Source organism: Bordetella muralis, assembly GCF_965139205.1.
Lineage (GTDB): Bacteria > Pseudomonadota > Gammaproteobacteria > Burkholderiales > Burkholderiaceae_B > Bordetella_A > Bordetella_A muralis.
Genome location: NZ_CBCSIU010000019.1, coordinates 68,101 through 87,726 on the forward strand (window position 1 = coordinate 68,101; position 19,626 = coordinate 87,726).

The 19,626-nt window shown below is 60.3% G+C and carries 19 protein-coding genes and 1 tRNA gene; 11 read left to right on the forward strand and 9 right to left on the reverse strand.

Annotated features, from left to right (window positions below; genetic code table 11):
* Positions 1–36 precede the first annotated feature (36 nt).
* From rlmB to ACNA0I_RS21630, 3 genes are all read left to right on the forward strand, one after another.
* On the forward strand, positions 37–774 hold the full coding sequence (gene rlmB / locus ACNA0I_RS21620) for a 23S rRNA (guanosine(2251)-2'-O)-methyltransferase RlmB (RefSeq protein ID WP_415808087.1): 738 nt from the start codon (positions 37–39) through the stop codon (positions 772–774).
* A 123-nt stretch (positions 775–897) separates the two neighbouring features.
* Positions 898–2,139 (forward strand): cystathionine gamma-synthase family protein, encoded by a 1,242-nt coding sequence (locus ACNA0I_RS21625; RefSeq protein WP_415808088.1) that lies wholly within the window; start codon positions 898–900, stop codon positions 2,137–2,139.
* A gap of 366 nt (positions 2,140–2,505) precedes the next feature.
* Positions 2,506–2,778 carry an HU family DNA-binding protein gene (locus ACNA0I_RS21630; protein WP_003812968.1) on the forward strand — a complete coding sequence of 91 codons (273 nt, stop codon included), beginning with the start codon at positions 2,506–2,508 and terminating at the stop codon, positions 2,776–2,778.
* Between the two features lie 226 nt (positions 2,779–3,004).
* Here the strand turns inward: ACNA0I_RS21630 and ACNA0I_RS21635 are convergent, their stop codons facing one another.
* Positions 3,005–3,370: a MerR family transcriptional regulator gene (locus ACNA0I_RS21635; protein WP_415808089.1), complete on the reverse strand. Its 366-nt coding sequence runs from the start codon at positions 3,368–3,370 to the stop codon at positions 3,005–3,007.
* An 89-nt stretch (positions 3,371–3,459) separates the two neighbouring features.
* Here ACNA0I_RS21635 and ACNA0I_RS21640 point away from each other — a divergent pair, with 89 nt between their 5' ends.
* Positions 3,460–4,368 carry an alpha/beta fold hydrolase gene (locus tag ACNA0I_RS21640; protein ID WP_415808090.1) on the forward strand — a complete coding sequence of 303 codons (909 nt, stop codon included), beginning with the start codon at positions 3,460–3,462 and terminating at the stop codon, positions 4,366–4,368.
* Positions 4,369–4,488: 120 nt separating this feature from the next.
* On the opposite strand, the gene ACNA0I_RS21645 is transcribed toward ACNA0I_RS21640, so the two are convergent.
* The 7 genes from ACNA0I_RS21645 to ACNA0I_RS21675 all read right to left on the reverse strand — a co-directional run bounded on the left by ACNA0I_RS21645 (position 4,489) and on the right by ACNA0I_RS21675 (position 10,707).
* Positions 4,489–4,564, reverse strand: a tRNA-Val gene (locus ACNA0I_RS21645).
* Positions 4,565–4,682: 118 nt separating this feature from the next.
* Positions 4,683–5,057, reverse strand: coding sequence for a cytochrome o ubiquinol oxidase subunit IV (gene cyoD, locus ACNA0I_RS21650; RefSeq protein ID WP_415808091.1), 375 nt, complete (start codon positions 5,055–5,057; stop codon positions 4,683–4,685).
* On the reverse strand, positions 5,057–5,683 hold the full coding sequence (cyoC, locus tag ACNA0I_RS21655; protein WP_415808092.1) for a cytochrome o ubiquinol oxidase subunit III: 627 nt from the start codon (positions 5,681–5,683) through the stop codon (positions 5,057–5,059). The genes cyoD and cyoC overlap by 1 nt, the downstream gene beginning before the upstream one ends.
* A 3-nt stretch (positions 5,684–5,686) precedes the next feature.
* The gene (cyoB, locus tag ACNA0I_RS21660; RefSeq protein WP_415808093.1) at positions 5,687–7,663 is read right to left on the reverse strand and encodes a cytochrome o ubiquinol oxidase subunit I; all 1,977 of its coding nucleotides are present in this window, start codon (positions 7,661–7,663) and stop codon (positions 5,687–5,689) included.
* Positions 7,663–8,571, reverse strand: coding sequence for a ubiquinol oxidase subunit II (gene cyoA / locus ACNA0I_RS21665; RefSeq protein WP_415808094.1), 909 nt, complete (start codon positions 8,569–8,571; stop codon positions 7,663–7,665). Before cyoA ends, cyoB begins: the two co-directional genes overlap by 1 nt.
* A gap of 361 nt (positions 8,572–8,932) precedes the next feature.
* Complete coding sequence (locus tag ACNA0I_RS21670; protein ID WP_415808095.1) at positions 8,933–9,484, reverse strand: response regulator transcription factor; 552 nt, start codon at positions 9,482–9,484, stop codon at positions 8,933–8,935.
* Positions 9,481–10,707, reverse strand: a complete 1,227-nt coding sequence (locus ACNA0I_RS21675; RefSeq protein WP_415808096.1) for an ATP-binding protein — start codon at positions 10,705–10,707, stop codon at positions 9,481–9,483. Before ACNA0I_RS21675 ends, ACNA0I_RS21670 begins: the two co-directional genes overlap by 4 nt.
* A gap of 247 nt (positions 10,708–10,954) precedes the next feature.
* On the opposite strand from ACNA0I_RS21675, the gene ACNA0I_RS21680 reads away from it, so the two are divergent.
* The 7 genes from ACNA0I_RS21680 to ACNA0I_RS21710 all read left to right on the forward strand — a co-directional run bounded on the left by ACNA0I_RS21680 (position 10,955) and on the right by ACNA0I_RS21710 (position 17,842).
* The gene (locus ACNA0I_RS21680) at positions 10,955–11,242 is read left to right on the forward strand and encodes an Rdx family protein (protein WP_415808097.1); all 288 of its coding nucleotides are present in this window, start codon (positions 10,955–10,957) and stop codon (positions 11,240–11,242) included.
* Positions 11,243–11,391: 149 nt separating this feature from the next.
* Positions 11,392–12,225: an energy transducer TonB gene (locus ACNA0I_RS21685; protein ID WP_415808098.1), complete on the forward strand. Its 834-nt coding sequence runs from the start codon at positions 11,392–11,394 to the stop codon at positions 12,223–12,225.
* Between the two features lies 1 nt (position 12,226).
* The gene (locus ACNA0I_RS21690) at positions 12,227–13,213 is read left to right on the forward strand and encodes a MotA/TolQ/ExbB proton channel family protein (protein ID WP_415808099.1); all 987 of its coding nucleotides are present in this window, start codon (positions 12,227–12,229) and stop codon (positions 13,211–13,213) included.
* Positions 13,213–13,752, forward strand: a complete 540-nt coding sequence (locus ACNA0I_RS21695; RefSeq protein WP_415808100.1) for an ExbD/TolR family protein — start codon at positions 13,213–13,215, stop codon at positions 13,750–13,752. Before ACNA0I_RS21690 ends, ACNA0I_RS21695 begins: the two co-directional genes overlap by 1 nt.
* A gap of 327 nt (positions 13,753–14,079) precedes the next feature.
* Positions 14,080–14,751: a response regulator transcription factor gene (locus ACNA0I_RS21700; protein WP_415808101.1), complete on the forward strand. Its 672-nt coding sequence runs from the start codon at positions 14,080–14,082 to the stop codon at positions 14,749–14,751.
* A gap of 50 nt (positions 14,752–14,801) precedes the next feature.
* On the forward strand, positions 14,802–15,923 hold the full coding sequence (locus tag ACNA0I_RS21705; protein ID WP_415808102.1) for an ATP-binding protein: 1,122 nt from the start codon (positions 14,802–14,804) through the stop codon (positions 15,921–15,923).
* A 17-nt stretch (positions 15,924–15,940) separates the two neighbouring features.
* Positions 15,941–17,842: a potassium transporter Kup gene (locus ACNA0I_RS21710; RefSeq protein ID WP_415808103.1), complete on the forward strand. Its 1,902-nt coding sequence runs from the start codon at positions 15,941–15,943 to the stop codon at positions 17,840–17,842.
* A gap of 146 nt (positions 17,843–17,988) precedes the next feature.
* On the opposite strand, the gene argG is transcribed toward ACNA0I_RS21710, so the two are convergent.
* Entirely contained in the window at positions 17,989–19,326 is a 1,338-nt protein-coding gene (argG, locus tag ACNA0I_RS21715) for an argininosuccinate synthase (protein WP_415808104.1), read from the reverse strand.
* Between the last annotated feature and the right edge of the window lie 300 nt (positions 19,327–19,626).

The following is a 19,626-nucleotide window of genomic DNA, read 5'->3' on the forward strand; positions in this document are numbered from 1 at the left end:
CGCCGGCTTTTCTTTACGCATATAAGGTGAATATTCATGGCGTCAGCCCAAGTCCTGGCGGGGTTTCATGCGGTGGTGGCGCGACTGCGGCACGCACCCGAATCCGTCAAAGAGATCTACGTCGAGGCCTCGCGCCGCGACAAACGCATGCAAGGGCTAATCGAGCAAGCCGAACGCGCGGGGCGCCGTGTGCATCCCGTGACCATCGAGCGGCTGGACGGTCTGGCGCGCGGGACGCGCCACCAGGGCGTGGTTGCACTGGCCGAGGAACGGCTCTTGGCAGTGGATGTCGACGAGGTATTGGACACCATCGAAGGTCCCGCGTTGCTGCTGGTGTTAGACGGCGTGACTGATCCGCACAATCTTGGGGCATGTCTGCGTACGGCCGACGCGGCTGGCGTGCATGCGGTGATTGCGCCGCGGGATCGCGCGGTCGGCCTCAACAGCACTGTGCAGCGCGTGGCTTGCGGTGCGGCCGATACGGTGCCTTACATCATGGTGACGAATCTGGCGCGGACCTTGCGTGCGCTGAAAGAGCGCGATGTCTGGGTGGTTGGCACGGATGATCAGGCGAGCGAAAGTCTTCATGCCGTTGACGCACGCCGTTCCATGGCGTGGGTCATGGGGGCCGAAGGCGAGGGGATGCGCCGCCTGACGCGCGAGACCTGCGACCAATTGGTGACGATTCCGATGCTGGGCTCTGTCGAGAGCCTGAACGTCAGTGTGGCCAGCGCGGTGTGTCTGTACGAATCCGTACGGCAGCGGCAGGCGTAAACTTTCACACGTAACACGCAAGGAACCGGGCATGCCCGGTTCCTTGCTCCGTCGTGGGGCCGTTTGAGTCGAGCCCGGTCCCGCGTGCCGTCATCGGCCATTTACTTTTCTCAGTCATTCATCATGCATAAGAACGGCTTTACTACTACGATTCTTCATTCTGATCGTCGCCTGTCCGTCGAGCACGGCGCTGTGCATAAGCCTATTCACACCTCGTCCGAGTTTGCCTACGCCGATGCACGCGAGCTGGCGGCGGTGTTTCAGGGCAAGGCAGGCTTCACCTATGGCCGCCAGGGCACGCCGACGACGACTGCGCTGGAAGCGAAAATCACCCAAATGGAAGGCGGCGCGGCAACGGTCTCGTTCGCAACGGGGATGGCTTCGCTGGCGGCGGTGTTTTCGACTTTGTTGCGCAAGGGCGATCATCTGCTGTCCAGCCAGTATGTGTTCGGCAACACGAACAGTCTGTTGGGCACGTTGATTGAATTGGGAATCGAGATCACCTACGTGGATCCTACCGATCTGGATCAGGTGCGTGCGGCGTTGCAACCCAATACGCGTATGGTGTTTACCGAGACGATCGCCAATCCGGGTACCCAGGTGGCAGACCTGGCGGGTATCGGCGAGCTGTGCCGCGAGCGCAATCTCGTTTATGTGATCGACAATACCTTGACCTCGCCCTGGCTGTTCCAAGGCCGTTCGGCCGGCGCATCACTGGTGATGAACTCCCTGTCCAAATACATCAGCGGCCACGGCGATGCGCTCGGCGGGACGATCACGGACACGGGCCTGTACGACTGGGCAAGCTATCCCAACATTTACGATAGCTACCGCAAGGGGCCGTCTACCGGCTGGGGGCTGTTGCAGGTCAAGAAGAAGGGCCTGCGCGACATGGGCGGCACGTTGTCGGCCGATTCCGCGCATCGCATCGCCATCGGCGCGGAAACCTTGGCGTTGCGTATGGCGGCGCATTGCAGCAATGCCTTGGCGCTGGCGCAAATGCTCGACGCCCATCCCGGCGTGACCAAGGTGCATTACCCCGGCTTGCCCACCCATCCGCAGCATGAGCGTGCGGCAGCATTGTTCGGCGGCCGATTCGGCGGGCTATTGGGCATAGAGCTGGCAGACGGAATCGATTGCTTTGATTTCCTGAATCACTTGCAGATCGTGCTCAACGCGACCCATTTGGGTGATACCCGCAGTTTGGCGCTGCCGGCTGCGCACACGATTTATTATGAAATGGGTCCGGAGCGTCGTGCCCAGATGGGTATTGCGGACAGCCTGATCCGGGTGTCCGTCGGGATCGAGGACCAAGCGGATCTGCTGCACGATTTTGATCAGGCCTTGCAGGCTTGCATGGGCTGAGGCTGGTGCACCCGACCGGCGTTCCATGGGTTTGCAGCGTCTTGCGAGATTGTTGCGGAAATACGCGCAGATTGGGTGCATATTACGAAAACACCTGGAAGCCAGTATCCACGCGGCTTACAGCGGAGTCTTTCCCCTTGACGCCGTCGCAACGAGGGGCCTAATATGTTCCTGCGTCGCTGATGTTTTAGCACTTTCTCTGGTGCGAAAGACATCCGCGACGTAGCAATTTTGCCGTTGCGCTTGGCAAGGCACTGGGATATGCGCAGTGCCCAAGAAGCATATCTACCTCCGTTTGCCGGCACCTTGATTGTTCTGGTGTCGGCGCGCATCCGACAGAACCAACACCTTGAGGGGTAAACCTGAATGAACAAAACCGAACTCATCGATCATATCGCCAGCAAGGCCGATATCTCCAAAGCTGCCGCCGGCCGTTCGCTTGATGCCCTGATCGGTGCCGTAAAAACCACGCTCAAAAAGGGCGGCACAGTGACGCTGGTTGGCTTTGGCACGTTTGCTGTGTCGGCACGCGCTGCTCGCACGGGCCGTAACCCTCGCACTGGCGAGACCATCAAGATCAAAAAGGCCAAAGTGCCGAAATTCCGTCCGGGCAAAGCCCTGAAGGATGCCGTCAACTAATCGACGGTCGCGATCCTGCGGCGAGCACCATCGCCGCAAAACACGAAAGCCCTTGGAGACAGCGTGCTGCGCTGAATATTCAAGGGCTTTTGTGTTTGTGAGCAGGTAGGGACGGACGGCGGCCGGGCAAAAAAAAACCGCGCTGCGCCATGCTGCCCCCCCGAGGGGGTGTTTTTGCCTTGGCAATCAAGCAATCAGTTCAGGGCATCGTAATGCAAACGGCGGGCTAGACTCCTTCCGTCAGCATCCCGCGGAGTCGTGCACGCCGCTGCTCAAGATCCGCGATCTGTCGCTCTATGGAAGCGAGTCGTCGGCGTTGCACTTCGGTCGTTTCGGGGCACGCCGCAGCGCCTTCGATCATGCGCATGCAATCGGGAAACCCGCGGATTTCCACCAGGCTGAAGCCTGCGGCGATCAGCCTCTGGATCTGGCGAACTTGCGTCACGGCTGCCGGGGGGAACAAACGATAGCCATTTTCTGCGCGTACAGAGGTCAGAAGTCCGTTGTCGTCGTAATGCCGGATTGAGCGCAGGCTTGCTCCTGTCTTATGGGCAAGCTCGCCAATGGTCATAGGGCCTTGGGGTTTGGACATGGACACACGATACCACTTTTCCGCTTGACACTCACATCAATGTGAGGCTTGAGACTGTGCGCATCCCAAAAACCCAGGAGTATTCGCTCATGTCTCTGTCGAAGCTTCATAGTGCACTCGGCGCACTGATCGTGGCACTCGCGGTCCTGGCAGCCTCGCCGGCTGCGTTTGCCGGAACCAAGGACTACACCGTCACTGCGCCCGATGGCGTGGTGCTGGCCGTGCAGGAAGCCGGTGATCCCGACGGCGCTCCCATCATTTTCGTTCATGGCCTGCTTGGCAGCCGGCTGAACTGGACCAAGCAACTGCACGACCCTCGATTTCAGCACTACCGATTGATTACCTACGACCTGCGTGGACACGGCCGGTCAGGCAAGCCAACCGAAGCCGATTCCTACACTGACGGACGCCGGTGGGCTGACGACTTGGCCACGATCATCGAATCGACGCACGCCCACAAGCCGGTGCTCGTGGGATGGTCGTTAGGCGGTGCGGTGATATCGAACTACCTGGCCGCCTACGGCGACAGCGGCATCGCCGGTGCCGTATATGTCGATGGCGTGATCGAGCTGAAGCCCGACCAGATCGTGGCGCATCCCGAGGTCTATCGCGACATGATCGCTTCGGACTTGAAAACCCATTTGGATGGCGAACGCGCATTCCTGCGACTGTGCTTCTATCGCCAGCCCGATGCGGCCACGTTCTCACTGCTGCTAGCCAACGCTGCACTGGCGTCGTGGGATATGCAACGTGCCGTGCAATCAATGACGGTCGACGCAGCCGAGGGGCTGGGCAAGGCCGACGTTCCGTTGCTGCTGATCTATGGGGCCCAGGATGCGCTGGTGAAGGCCAAGCCCAGCATCGCCAGGGCCAAGAGCCTCAACCCACGGATTCAGAGCAAGCTGTATGCTGCCTCGGGACATGCGCCGTTTCTCGAAGAGCCAGACCGCTTTAATCGCGATTTGTCGGATTTCATTCGTTCGGCCGTGTCGCGTTAGCAACTGGCAGAGCGAGTCGAGTTCGGTCTTGAGCGTGGCCCGGTAACAAAAAAGGCACCTGGAATAATCCGGTGCCTTTTTCACATCCAGCCCAGTGGCCGGGTGTTTTATTCGGGGGACTGGTGGGTGCTACAGGGGTCGAACCTGTGACCTACGCCTTGTAAGGGCGCCGCTCTACCAACTGAGCTAAGCACCCCCGAGTGCTGCGTGATGTCGTGCATCACGTTCAACGAGGACGGCAGTATACCGGAGCAAAACGAGTTCGGCAAATGCAGTGCGGCGTTGATCATGATGCATGACATTCACACGTGGCATTACATGCCGGGCATCGGGTGCATCATGTTGGCGTTCATGTTGTGCAGCACCCAGACCGAGCCCACCACGATGATCGCGATCACGAACACGGCGAAGATGAAAGCCGACAGATTGTCGCGCTGGGACTTCGAGGTGCCCATGTGCAGGAAGAACACCAATTGCACCAGCAGCTGTGCCACGCACAGCACGATGATGCCGGGCAGGATAATGCCGCGCGGGACGCCTTCGACCATGAGCAGACCGAACGAGCCCAGGGTCAGGATGATGGACAGGATGAAGCCTACGATGTAGGACTTCAGCGAGCCGTGATCGGCGCTGTCGTGGCCGTGATCACCGTGACCATGGCCTGCAGTAGAGGTCGTGTGGTGCGACATTAGATCGCTCCCATGAGGTAGATGAAGGTAAAGACGCAGATCCAGACGATGTCCAGGAAGTGCCAGAACAGGCTCAGGCACGCCAGGCGACGTTTGTTGACCGAGTCCAGGCCGTGGCGGCGAACCATGTCGATCATGATGATGATCCAGATCAGGCCGAACGTGACGTGCAGCCCGTGGGTGCCGACCAGCGTGAAGAACGCCGACAGGAAGGCGCTGCGATCGGGACCGGCGCCGATGTGGATCAGGTGATGGAATTCATAGATTTCCATCCCGATAAAGCCTGCGCCGAACAGGAACGTCACCATGAGCCAGCCGATCACGCGGCCTTTGTTACCGGCGTGCATGTTCAGCATGGCCATGCCGAAGGTGAAGCTGCTGATCAGCAGCAGCATGGTTTCGACCAGCACGAACGGCAGTTCGAACAGTTCTTTACCGGTGGGGCCACCGGCGGTGGCGTTGAACAGTACGGCGAACGTGGCGAACAGCACGGCGAAGATGAGCAAATCGCTCATCAGATAGATCCAGAATCCAACTACGGTCTTGGATCCATCGTCGTGATGCTCGTCATGGTGTCCGGCGTGAGCGCCGGACCCGTGGGGGAGGGATGTTGCAGCGTGAGTCATGACTCAGACGGCCTTTTGAATAGAAGCAAGATGGGCGGAGTCGATGCGCTCGACTTCTTTTGCGGGCACGTAGTAGTCCACGTCGCGGTCGTAGGCGCGCACGATGAACGAGCCGATCATGCCGACGAAGCCCACGATGGCCAGCCACCAGATGTGCCAGACCAGGGCGAAGGTCATTACCAGGCCAAAGAAGCCGATGACGACGCCAGCACCGGTGTTACGCGGCATATGGATGTCTTCGTAGCGGGCCGGACGGGCATAGGCCGTGCCGTTTTCTTTGTCTTCCCAGTGTTGATCCAGATGGTCGACCTTGGGCAGGTGGGCAAAGTTGTAGAACGGTGCGGGCGAAGCGATCGACCATTCCAACGTACGGCCGCCCCAGGGGTCACCGGTGACGTCCAGGTTTTTCTTGCGGTCGCGGATGCTGACGAAGATCTGCAGCAGGATGAAGCCAATACCGGCGGCCACGAAGCAAGCGCCAATGAAGGCCACGATCAGGTAAGGCTGCCAGGTCGGGTCGTCGTAGTGGTTGATACGGCGCGTCATGCCCTTCAGGCCCAGGATGTACAGGGGCATGAAGGCCAGGTAGAAACCGATGAACCAGCACCAGAACGAGTATTTGCCCAGACGCTCATTGAGCTTGAAGCCAAAGGCCTTGGGGAACCAGTACGTCATGGCGGCGATACAACCGAACACCACGCCACCGATGATCACGTTGTGGAAGTGAGCAATCAGGAACAAGCTGTTGTGCAGCACGAACGACACGCCCGGGATGGCCATCAGCACGCCGGTCATGCCGCCGATCACGAAGGTGACCATGAAGCCGATCGTCCAGAGCACGGGGGTGGTCATTTCGACACGGCCGCGGTACATCGTGAACAGCCAGTTGAAGATCTTGACCCCGGTCGGGACCGAAATGATCATCGTGGCGATACCGAAGAACGTGTTGACGTTGGCGCCGGCACCCATGGTGAAGAAGTGGTGCAGCCACACCATGAACGAGAGCACGCCGATGGCTGCCGTGGCATAGACCATCGATTTGTAGCCGAACAGGGGCTTCTTCGAGTAGGTGGCGATGATTTCCGAGAACGCACCAAAGCAGGGCAGGATCAGGATGTAAACCTCGGGGTGGCCCCAGATCCAGATCAGGTTCACGTACATCATGACGTTGCCGCCGAGATCGTTCGTGAAGAAGTGCATGTCCAGATAGCGGTCAGCCGACAGCAGGGCCAAGGTACCGGCCAGCACAGGGAAGGCGGCCACGATCAGGATGTTGGTCACCAGCGCGGTCCAGGTGAAGACCGGCATTTTCATCAGCGTCATGCCCGGCGTACGCATACGCAGGATGGTGACGACGAAGTTGATGCCGCTCAGCGTGGTACCTACCCCTGATATCTGGAGCGCCCAGATGTAGTAGTCGACCCCGACGCCCGGGCTGCCCTCCAGGCCGGAGAGCGGCGGATAAGCCAGCCAGCCGGTCGCGGCGAATTCGCCCACGAACAGCGACAGCATCATCAACACGACACCGACACAGAACAGCCAGAAGCTCAGCGAGTTCAGGAACGGGTAGGCCACGTCGCGCGCACCGATTTGCAGCGGTACGACGACGTTCATCAGGCCCGTGATGAAGGGCATCGCCATGAAGAAAATCATGATGACGCCGTGGGCCGTGAAGATCTGGTCGTAATGGTGAGGGGGAAGGAATCCGACTGCGTCGGCAGCTGCGACAGCCTGCTGGCCGCGCATCATGATGGCGTCGGCAAAGCCGCGCAAGAGCATGATCAGCGCAACGATGATGTACATGACACCAATGCGTTTGTGATCGACGCTGGTGAACCATTCGGTCCACAGGTATTTCCATTTACCGAAATAGGTAATCGCGCCCAATAGCGCAACGCCGCCCAGTATCACGGCAGCCATCGTCACCATGACGATAGGCTCGTGATAAGGAATGGCCTCTAGTGTGAGTTTGCCGAACATCAGTTGTTTCCTGCGATCAAATTCTTCGACGTGGGCGTGCAGCTAGCCGGGTCCAGGCCAGCTATCTTGCTCATCGTGTTGTGCATGATGTTGTCGAACATGCCGGTCGGGGCGCTGGAATACAGCGTGACGGGGTTGTGTTCGCTGGGCTGAACCAGGGCCTGGTACGACTCGGGCGTCAACGGGTTGTTGGCTGCCTTGGCCTGGTTGATCCAGTCCTGGAATCCTTCGTTGCTGGTCGCGATGGCGCGGAAACGCATGCCGGAGAAGCCGGCGCCGCTGTAGTTGGCCGAGATGCCGGCGTAGTCGCCAGCCTCGCGGGCGATCAGGTGCAGCTTGGTTTCCATGCCGGCCATCGAGTAGATCTGGCTACCCAATTGCGGAATGAAGAATGAATTCATCAACGACGACGAGGTGATGCGGAAATTCACCGGTGTATCGACCGGGAACGCAATCTGGTTGACAGTCGCGATGTCATAGTCGGGGTAGATGAACAGCCATTTCCAGTCCAGCGACACGACATCGATGTTGATCGGTTTGACCGAGGACTCGATGGGTTTGTAGGGGTCCAGCGCGTGCGTCGACTTGTAGGTCAACACGCCCAGAATCGCCACGATGATGCAGGGGATGGTCCAGACGACCACTTCGATACGCGTCGAGTGCGACCAGCGCGGCATGTACACCGCTTTGGTATTGCTCGCTCGGTATTTCCAGGCGAAATACAGAGTCATGATGATGACAGGCACCACGATGAGGAGCATGAGCCCCAAAGAGGTGAGAAGCAGCGTTTTTTCCTGGGCGCCGATGTCTCCCTTGGGCGACAGCACTTCCATTGTGCAGCCGCTGAGCAGCATGAGCGCACCAATACCGAGCGTGCGCCCGACGGTGGTGAAGTGGGGGTGTTTCACGTACAACCTTGAGGGTTAATTGCCGAAGCCGGCAAGAATGCACAACGCGTCTGATGAGGACGCAAAGATGCGGTGAAGCCGCAATGCTAGCCGTTTGTTGCGGCGCAAACCTGCGACGAAAGGTCGCATCGCGGGAAAAGCGCGGGCATTGTAAACGGCAGTAACGCCATTAGGGCAAGGTATTTGTGCGCAGCAGCAGGGGTGCGACAATGTGTCGCATTGAATTTGAGGGGTGGCGCCGGGGCGTCGCCGAATCCGACGCGATCCGTTGAATGGGGCGGCGGAATTGACGGTGGGGCAGACCGCGGCCCGCGCGCGAGGCTGTCAACGCGCTGAATGCAGCTGGAAGGTATCCAGAGAATCAATCAAGGACGAGATCACGTTCGGGGCCGGGCTTTTTGGCGAGCTTGCGTTGCAACGAACGCCGATGCATGCCCAGCAGTCGGGCGGCGGCGGAGACATTGCCACTGCACTCGTGCAGTGCCTGTTGAATGTGTTCCCATTCCAGGCGGTGCAGAGGCGTCATGGTGGCTTCGATGGCGGTCGATTCGGCTTTTACCAGCCCCAGGGCGCGCAGGATCATGGGGGCGGTGGCGGGCTTGGGCAGGTAATCGTCCGCGCCGCGCTTGATGGCCTCGACCGCAGTCGCCACGCTGGCGTAGCCCGTGACCAGCAAGATGCGCATGTCGGGACGCAAGGCGCGCAGCGGCCGGATCAGTGTGAGTCCGGAGTCTTCGCCCAGGCGCAGATCAACCAGCGCAAAAGCGGGCAGGGTTTCTTCGGCCACACGCAAAGCCTCGGCAATGCTGGTGGCGACGCGCGTGTCCAGGTGGTGCCGCGTCAGGCTGCGCTGCAAGGTGCGCACATAGAGTTCGTCATCGTCGATCAGTAGGCCGACATCAGAGGCATTCATAATTGGGTTCCGGTGCCACGCGTCGCGAGTGGCGTCAGAGGCAAGTGAAAACGGATGCGAGTGCCGCCGCCCTCGGCGGGGGCCATTGTCATGTCGCCGCCGAGCTGTTCGACGGTGGCGTGTGACAGGGCCAGCCCAACGCCGAGTCCGCCCGGTTTTTCGCTATTGAATAAGCTGGTGGCGGGCAGCAGCGAATGGTCGGGATCGAAGCCGTGACCGTGATCGCGCACCTCGCCTTCGAGGGCGCCGTTGCGATATTCCAGGTGCAGGTCGACCCGCGAGTGACCCGCGGTTTCGCCGGCATCGGCGGCATTATTGAGCAGAGCTTGTATCAGGTGCGAAATCGAGGGTTCCACCCGTAGCGCAGCGGGCAGCTCGCCCGTGCGATGCAGGTCGATGGTAGGGCGCACGAGACGCCATTGGCTGACTTCGCGCACGAGATCGACCTCGGTGGGGACGGCCAGATTGCGGATGCGCTCACGGCACAGCGCCAGCAGTTGGCCAAGCAGCTCGGCGTCGGCGCGCAGATCGTCTGTGTCGACTTCGGCGGCGATCTCGTCGGCCAACAAGGTCATGGTGGCCAACGGCGTATTGAGCTCGTGCGCCATGGCGGCGGCATGGGTGGCCAGCGCGACAATGCCCTCGTTGCGGGTGAAACGCTCGCGCAACGCTGCCAGTTCGCGTTCCCGGCTGCGCAGATCGGCCGCCAGGCGACTGGAGAAATACAAAACCACCATGGCAGAGATCAGGAAGCTGGCGGCAATGCCCGAAACGATGAGTGCATAGGGGTTATGGTGACCCTCGAGCGGCCGGCCCAACAGGCCCGAAACGAGATAGCCGATCAGGCAAGCCATCGCTGCGGCCAGGGCCCAACTGCGCGGCAGCGCCAGGGCGGCCAGCGCGATCAGGATCAGGAACATCAGCCCAAAGGGGTTATGGATGCCGCCGCTCCAGCCGACCATCCAGCCCAGGACGATGATATCGACGAGCAGGTGGGCGAAGGCGACAGCCGGGGAGATCTCGCCGCGGCTGTGCAGCACTCGCAGCGTGGCATACAGGTTGAACGCCACCAGAATGCCGATGCCGCTCCAGAGGGCAACCAAGGGCAATTCCAGATCCAGCAATTCGCTGGCGACGAGCACGGTCGTGGCCTGACCAGCGATGGCCAGCCATCGCAGTGTGCATAGAGAGCGCAGGAACGAATTGGCGGAACTACCAGGCATAACAAAATTCAGGGCCAAGCGTAGGCGCGAACGCCAGGCGCGGGGGCTCTGGAGAAGCAAGGACCTGCAGTGATGGGGCAAAGCAGGGGCGACGCCCTGGGGTAGGCAAGCAGACCCTATTGTATTGCGATTCGATGCGCACTGCTGCGCTGCAATGAGGGACGGTTGCCGGCCACTCGCTGGCGCAAGCATACTGGCGGCTGTGGCATCGAGTGGGATTGCCGTAGAGTCTGGCCCGGAGTGTTTCATGACTGTCGAATCAAATCATCCTCAAATAACGATCACGTACTGCACGCAGTGCCAGTGGCTATTACGGGCGGGATGGATGGCGCAGGAACTGCTGTCTACGTTCGGCACCGATCTGGGATCGGTGACCTTGGTGCCTGGCACCGGCGGTGTTTTCCGTATTCATTACGATGGCGACCTCATCTGGGACCGCACGGTGGACGGAGGGTTCCCGGACGCCAAAATATTGAAACAACGTGTACGCGATCGCCTCGATCCTCAGCGGGATTTGGGGCATATCGATCGGTAGGCATAGGGGGCGCCGCTTTTTGCATAGAAGCATGTGCGAATCATTCGCATTTAAGCTATCATGTCGGACTTGGAATTTGCCGGTTCTGGCGTTTCCGGCGTGGTGCCGGTTGCGTGGCCGGCGACACTTCGACGTTTTTTGGCTGATTCATGCCTCGTCTTCAACACGGTTGGTCTTCTGGTCCACAATCCTCTGCTGCTTTACGTATTGGCGCCGGTCTCACGGTGCTGGCAGTGCATTTGGCGGTGGTGGGGGCGATTTACTGGATGCCCGACGAAACTCCGCCTGAACTGCTGGAACCCGAAGCAGTGATGGTCAGCGTCATTGAAGCGCCGGTGCCTGAAATGGCAAAGGCTGAACCTGCCGTTGAGCCGCAACCGGAGCCGCCGCCACAGCCCGAGGTAGAACCGCCGCCTCCAGAGCCGGAACCGGAGATTGAGCCGGAGCCGGAGCCCGAGCCTGAGCCCGTGGTCGAACCTGAGCCCGAGCCCGAACCGGTCATCGAAAAGCCTGTGGAGCCTGCTCCCAAGCCAAAGCCTAAACCGAAGCCCAAACCCAAACCTAAACCCAAGGTCGAAAAACCGGTCGAGAAACCAAAACCGCCCAAGCCTACGCCGCCGTCCGAGGCGCCGCCTACCGGCGCGCCCGAAGGGGCCAAGGTGACGCAGGCTCCGGTTCAGGGCCCGCCGCCCGATGAGCCGATCCTGGTGTCCAGTGTCGAGTATGCAGGGCGTCGTCCGATGCCGAACTACCCGACCATGTCCAAACGCTTTCGTGAAGAAGGGCGGGTCGTGATCTTGGTCGAGATCAACACCATCGGTGTCGTGGAAAAGGCAACGGTGGATAAAAGCTCGGGCTTTGATCGTTTAGATGAGTCTGCTCTGGCAGCGGCGCGTAAAGCACGCTTTAAACCTTTGATGCGCAATGGCGTGCCGTATCCCGCCAAGGCCAAATTACCGTTCGATTTCGTACTAAGGAACTGAGATGTCCAACGCTATGCATAATGCCATCCTGGTGGCGCAGGCAAGCACCACGCCGACAGCGCCCGCGGCCTCTGGCGCTGCGGCGGCTGCAGGCTCTGTCGCTCCAGCCGCTTCCGGCGCCGCTCCTGCCGTGCCTGGCGCGCAACAAGCCGCCGATGCGCTGCATCAGGCAGGTCCCGCCCTGTCGCAGGCAGGCGATACGTTGCAGCAGGCCGCTGGCGCGCTGCCGCCCATGCCCACGGTGCCGGACATGGGTTTCCTGCATTTTGTCGCGCAGAGCGATTTTGTCGGCAAGACCTTGTTCGCCATCCTGATCATCATGTCGCTGGTGACGTGGTATCTGATTCTGGTGAAGTGCGTCAGCAATGTGCGCATGCGCCGCCGTTCCTCTGATTTTCTGAACAAATTCTGGAATTCCAGTTCGTTGGAACAGGTGGAAAATGAGATCGTGACGCACGGCGCGCGTGATCCATTCTCGCATTTGGCCAGCCATGCCATGCATGCGCAGGCTCACCACGCCAAGTTCGGCGCGACCAAGCTCGAAGAGTCGGGCGCCAATGGCGAGTTCGTGACGCGCACGATGCGTAAAGTCATCGACGAGGAAACCGCCAAGCTCGAAAACGGCTTGACGGTGCTGGCCTCGGTCGGCTCGACAGCGCCTTTTGTCGGCTTGTTCGGTACGGTGTGGGGGGTGTACCACGCGCTGGTCGGTATCGGCCTGGCCGACGGTGTGACGATCAACCGTATTGCCGGCCCCGTGGGCGAGGCGCTGATCATGACCGGTCTCGGTCTGGCAGTCGCTATCCCGGCAGTGTTGGCCTATAACGCATTTGTGCGTAATAACCGCGTGTTCCTGTCGCGTCTGGACGCGTTCGCACATGATTTGTTTGCCTTCCTGAGCACGGGCCAGCAGGTGGAATTGTCTGATGGCAAAGTGCGCGCGTTGCGCCGTCATGGCCAGGGCGGGAACGGCCGAGGAGCGGAATAATGGCTTTTGGCAGCTTTGACAGTAAAGGTCCGGGCAGCCACGCGGTGTCGGAAATCAACATGGTGCCGCTGATCGACGTCATGTTGGTGCTGCTGGTGATTTTCATCATCACGGCACCTTTGATGGCGCACTCGGTGCGCATCAATATGCCGCAGGTCAGCTCCGAACCGATCGACCAGGAACCCAAAAGCGTGGATCTGGCTATTGATCCCGCCGGGGCATTGTTCTGGGACGATAAGCCCGTGGCGATGGATGATTTGCCCAACCGTTTCTATACGATGGCGCAAACCAAGCCGCAGCCCGAGCTGCGCATTCGCGCTGACCTGAATACGCGCTACGAGACTTTGGCCAAGGTCATGGCGGCGGCGCGGCGCTCGGGCCTGTCGCGGATAGGCTTTATCACCACGCCGGCGGCCCAGGGCGGCGCGCCAGGCAGCGCTGCACCAGGCGGTGCACCCGCCGGTGCCGGAGCGCCGTCTAGCGGATCGCCCGCACCGTCTGCCGCGCCTGCGGTACCGGCGCCCGCGGCGGCACAGTAAACCGCTGCCGAAGGTCGGCATGACACACGCTGTGATGTTCATGCCCAAACGTGCCAGACTCACCGGGTCTGGCACGTTGCGTTTCAGCCCTTTGTCAGCGCGGCGGCGCGCTGGCATGTCCCGTTTCGGCATCTGGGCATGAATCTGGGCATGACTGTCACAAGTGTGACGCAGTGCATTTCAGCGGCTTGGCATATCATGTCGCGGATTTGGCGCTTGGTTTCCAGAGTCTTTGCAGCGCCCATCTCAATCTTTAACCGCGGCAGATACGGCCGAGCGCCTCACGGCGAATTTNCNCTAAACCATACTTCGCGCTAGAATTCCGCCATGCGAGTACTTGTAATCGAAGACGACATGACCCTGGGCCACGCGCTCCAGGAGTTTTTGGCCGACCAGGGTTATGCGGTCGATTGGTTAACCGACGGAGACAAGGTGCTGGGCGCCTTGGCCGGGCAGACCTACGATCTGCTTTTACTCGATTTGAATCTGCCGGGCCGCAGCGGGCTGGATGTATTGCGCCAACTGCGCCAGGATGGCAATCAGGTTCCCGTGTTGATCGTGACGGCCCGCGACGGGCTGGATGATCGGGTGGCGGGGCTGGATGCCGGGGCGGATGACTACGTGACCAAGCCCTTTGATTTGCCAGAGCTGGCCGCACGCGTACGTGTTTTCGGACGCCGCCGCTCGGGTCAGGCACAGCCGTTGATCGAGGCGGGCACGCTCAGTTTCGATACGGTCGGGCGCGAGGTTCGCGCCAATGGTCAGCGTTTGTCCTTGTCGGTACGTGAGCTTTCCGTGCTGGAAATGCTGATGGCGCGCGCGGGACGCGTGGTGACCAAGCGCCAGATCGTCAATTCTCTATCGGCCTGGGACGCAGACTTTAGCGAAAACGCGGTCGAGGTCTATGTCTACCGTTTGCGCAAGCGCCTCGAAGGCACGGGCGCCAGTATCCAGACGGTACGGGGTTTCGGCTATATGCTGGAAACGCAAGCAGCGTGAATACCCATCGCAGGTCCGCGCACGCTGTGCCCCGACCTGCGTCTTCCACTATGCTGGATTCTCATTCCTCTATTTCGGACGCGTCTGCGACGGGGCGTTGGCATTTTGCGCGCGGTTCGTTGGCGCGCTATCTGGTCAAACGGCTGCTGCCGCCCATCCTGGTGCTGGTGGCGCTGGATTTGCTGGCCACCTGGGTCATCAGCCATAAATTCGATATGGCCGGCTGGATGCTGGAGGATTTTTTCTGGGTCATGGTCCTGGGCCAGGCGGTACTGGTGGGGGTGTTCGCCGCCGTGATCGTGCAGGGCGTGCGATCAGGATTGCGTTCGGTCAATCATCTATCCGAAGAAATCCGTCAGCGATCCATCGACGATATGCAGCCGCTGGAGGTCGCGGGCGTGCCGGCCGAGATCGCGCCCTTGGTGACGCACACCAATGATCTGTTGCTGCGCCTGGACGCTTCATTGGCCGCGCAGCGCCGGTTCATCGGCCATGCCGCGCATCAATTGCGTACGCCGTTGAGCGGGCTGCGCATGGAATCCGAACTGATGTTGGCGCGTCCGCTGCCGGACGATGTGCGGGCACGTGCCGAGCGTATCAAAGCCGTCAGCGACCGCATGATCCGGCTCGGGCAGCAACTGCTGGTATTGGCGCGATCGGATCCGAACGCGCGTCCGCAGGACAGTTTTGTCCGCATCGACCTGTGTGAATGGGTGCGGGTGAGCGGCGCGGAATGGATACCGCATGCCCATGCGGCACATTTCGATATTGACCTGGTGGCGCCGGATCATCCTGTCTGGATCGATGGCGATCCATTGCTGCTGGATGAGCTGCTGGGCAATCTGATCGACAATGCGGTGCGCTATGGCAATGGCAGTGGCCGTATTACGCTGACAGTCAGCGAGAATCCGCCGACATTGATTGTCGAGGACGACGGCCCCGGGATCCCTGGCGAAGAACGCGAGCGGGTATTCGAGGCGTTTTATCGTTCGCCCGGCAGCACTGCCGGCGGTTCGGGATTGGGGTTGGCCATCGTGCGCGAGATTGCGCATGCTCATGGCGCGTGGTGGAAACTGACCAGTCGGCCTGAATATCCCGGTACGCGTTTGTCTGTCGCTTTTCCCGGCCCTCGTAAAGGGGCGCAATTGACCCGTCAGGATCGTACTGTTTGACTCACTGGGAGTAACGGATGAGTTCGCCTGTGCAGGCCCCTATTTCAGGCAACGAGCATGTTGCGTCGTCGAAAGCCATGCTGATGCTGGGGGCGCTGGGGGTGGTTTATGGTGATATCGGCACCAGCCCGCTGTATACCTTGCGCGCCTGTCTGGTCGGCTTTGCCGATGTTGAACCTGATCATATTCTGGGTGTGCTGTCGATTCTGTTCTGGCTGTTGATGCTGGTCGTCTCGTTCAAGTACGTCATGTTGGTGCTGCGCGCCGATAACCGGGGCGAGGGTGGCACGCTGGCATTGCTGGAGCTTGCCGTACGCGGGCGGTCGGAGCGCTCGCGGTGGCTGTTGGTGGTGCTGGGGATTTTCGGGGCATCGCTGTTTTACGGCGATAGCATGATTACCCCGGCTATTTCGGTGTTGTCCGCGCTGGAAGGCATCGGCGTGGTGTCGCATACGCTGGATCCCTGGATCGTCCCGTTGGCGCTGGTGGTCCTCATATTGCTGTTTGTGATCCAGTCCAAAGGCACCGGGGCCATGGGCAAGTTGTTCGGCCCCATCATGGCGCTGTGGTTTACGACGCTGGCGATATTGGGCGGATGGCAGATCTGGCAGGCGCCCCAGGTGTTGCAGGCCTTGAATCCCGCGTGGGCGCTGAGCTTCATCGATGAGTTTCCTTTGGGTAGTTTCCTGTTGCTTGGCGCTGTGGTGTTGGCGCTGACCGGGGCCGAGGCGCTTTATGCTGACATGGGCCATTTTGGCCGTCCGGCGATCCGGCGTGCCTGGTTCTCGATGGTGTTGCCGGCTTTGGTGCTGTGCTATTTCGGTCAGGGCGCGTTGTTGTTGCGTGACCCGCAGGCCATTCGCAATCCGTTTTTCCTGATGGCGCCGGAATGGGGGCTGGTACCGCTGGTGATCTTGGCGACTATTGCTACGGTCGTAGCGGCTCAGGCTGTGATTTCTGGTGCGTATTCCGTGACGCGCCAGGCGGTGCAATTGGGCTTTTGGCCGCGGATGCAGATTTTGCATACGTCGGCGGTCGAAAAAGGCCAGATCTATTTGCCGCAGGTCAACGCGTTGCTGCTGGTGTCAGTGTTGGTTCTGGTTCTGGTGTTCCAGGATTCTGAAAACCTCGCTGCGGCGTATGGTTTTGCAGTCACTGGCACCATGTTGGTGACAACGGTGCTGGCATTTGCGGTATTGCCGCGCGGTGCGACTGGCGGCAAGCGGATGTTGTGGCTGGCGACACTCGGTGTGTTGCTGGTGGTGGATATCCTGCTGTTCGGCGCCAATATTTTCAAAATCCACGAAGGGGGTTGGCTGCCTTTGTTGGTAGGTGCGATCGTCTTTTCTTTGATGATGACGTGGCGCCGGGGCCGCCAATTGCTGGCTCAGCAGCAGCGCCGCGACCAGCAGCCGCTGAAAGAATTCATGGTGCAACTCGAAGAGTTTCCGCCTGCAAGGGTGCCGGGTACGGCAATTTTCATGACCATGAGCCCAGGTCTGGTGCCGGCTGCTTTACTGCATAACCTGAAGCACAACAAGGTGCTGCACGAGCATGTGTTGTTCTTGACCGTCGCGGTCGCAGATGTGCCGTATGTGTCGGCGCATGAGCGCTTTACGGTTGAACAGATCAGTGCGTCGTGCTGGCAGATTGTGGTGGATTATGGGTTTAAAGAAGATCCCAATGTGCCTGATGTCTTGAGACAGGTGGCAGAGGCTTATCCTGAAATTGATCTGGAGCCTATGCGGACGTCGTATTACCTGTCGCGTCAGACGGTCGTGGCGGCGAGAAAGCCTGCGATGTGGCGTTGGCGGCGCGGGGTGTTTGCATTTATGGCGCGCAACGCGACGCGCAGTACGAAGTTTTTCAAGATTCCGCCGAATCGCGTGGTGGAGATGGGGATGCAGGTCGAGGTTTAGGCGGGGCTGCGTGGTGGCGGAGTTCTTTAGCCGTCCCCGGCGACCGGCAGGAACTCATAGAGGTGGCTGGCAAGCGGCTGGAACCCGTCGTGATCGAAGCGCATAAAAAAACCGCACATCAGTGCGGTTTTTTTATGGGAGGACGTTTACTTCTTGTTGTTGTCCTTCAATTGGGGCAACGCCGTGCCAGAGGCGGCCAGCAGGCCGGTTTGCACGTAGGTGAAGAGCTTGGCGCGTGTGTCGGTGATGTCGAGGTTGCGCATGGTCAGTTGGCCGATGCGGTCGGCGGGCGTGAACGGTGCGTTTTCGACTTTTTCCATGGACAGGCGCTCGGGCGCGTAGGTCAGGTTGGGCGACTCGGTGTTCAGGATCGAGTAGTCGTTGCCGCGGCGCAGTTCCAGGGTGACTTCGCCAGTGACGGCGCGGGCGACCCAGCGTTGGGCCGTTTCGCGCAGCATGATGGCTTGCGGATCGAACCAGCGGCCTTGGTACAGCAGGCGGCCGAGCTTGCGGCCGCTTTCGCGGTATTGCTCGATGGTGTCCTCGTTGTGGATGCCGGTGACCAGGCGCTCGTAGGCGATGAAGAGCAAAGCCATACCGGGGGCTTCGTAGATGCCGCGGCTCTTGGCTTCGATGATGCGGTTCTCGATCTGGTCGCTCATGCCCAGGCCATGACGGCCGCCGATGCGGTTGGCTTCGAGCATCAGTTCGACGGGGTCGTCGTAGGCGACGCCGTTCAGCGCAACGGGCTGGCCTTCTTCGAAGCGGACGGTGACTTCTTCGGCTTTGACGGCGACGTCATCGCGCCAGAACGCGACGCCCATGATGGGCTTGACGATGCGGATGCCGGAGTTCAGCTGCTCGAGGTCTTTAGCCTCGTGCGTGGCGCCCAGCAGGTTGGAGTCGGTCGAGTAGGCCTTTTCGGCGGACATTTTGTAGTCGAAGCCAGCCTGGCGCATGTACTCGGACATCTCCGAACGGCCGCCGAGTTCGTCGATAAAGCGCTGGTCGAGCCAGGGCTTGTAGATCTTCAGTTCCGGGTTGGTCAACAGACCATAACGGTAGAAACGCTCGATGTCGTTGCCCTTGAACGTGCTGCCGTCCCCCCAGATGTTGACGTTGTCTTCTTTCATGGCGGCCACGAGCATGGTGCCGGTGACGGCGCGACCGATGGGCGTGGTGTTGAAATAGGTGATGCCGCCGGTGGAAATGTGGAACGCGCCCGATTGCAGGGCGGCGATGCCTTCGGCCACGAGCTGCGGACGGCAATCGATCAGGCGGGCGCTTTCAGCGCCGTAGGCGAGCGCCTTGCGCGGGATTTCGTCGTAGTCGGATTCGTCGGGTTGGCCCAGGTTGGCGGTGTACGCGTAGGGGACGACGCCGTTATTGCGCATCCACAGCAGGGCCGCGCTGGTATCCAGGCCGCCCGAAAAGGCGATGCCGACTTTCTGGCCGATGGGCAGATTGGGAAGAATAGTGGTCATGGTGTGTAAATCGCCTACGGGACGACGGACGAATGAAACGGAAGAAGAACCGCTGGACGCGCTGCGGCAAGGCAAAGCGGTGCGTACGCGGAATTTTCCATTTTAACGCGTTTGTCTGGAGTGGTCGTAACTCGTCTCCGGACGTGGTGCTTCTTGTTTAAGCGTCCACTTTTCAACGCCCTTGAGAGCAAAAAAGCAGCCGTTCCTAATTGTGAGTTTGCCGCAGCCGGGGGGCAGTGGCGGGCAGGCCTGTCGGAGGCTGCCGAGTCCGNGNACCATCGGCGGGGGNAGTCCGGGGGC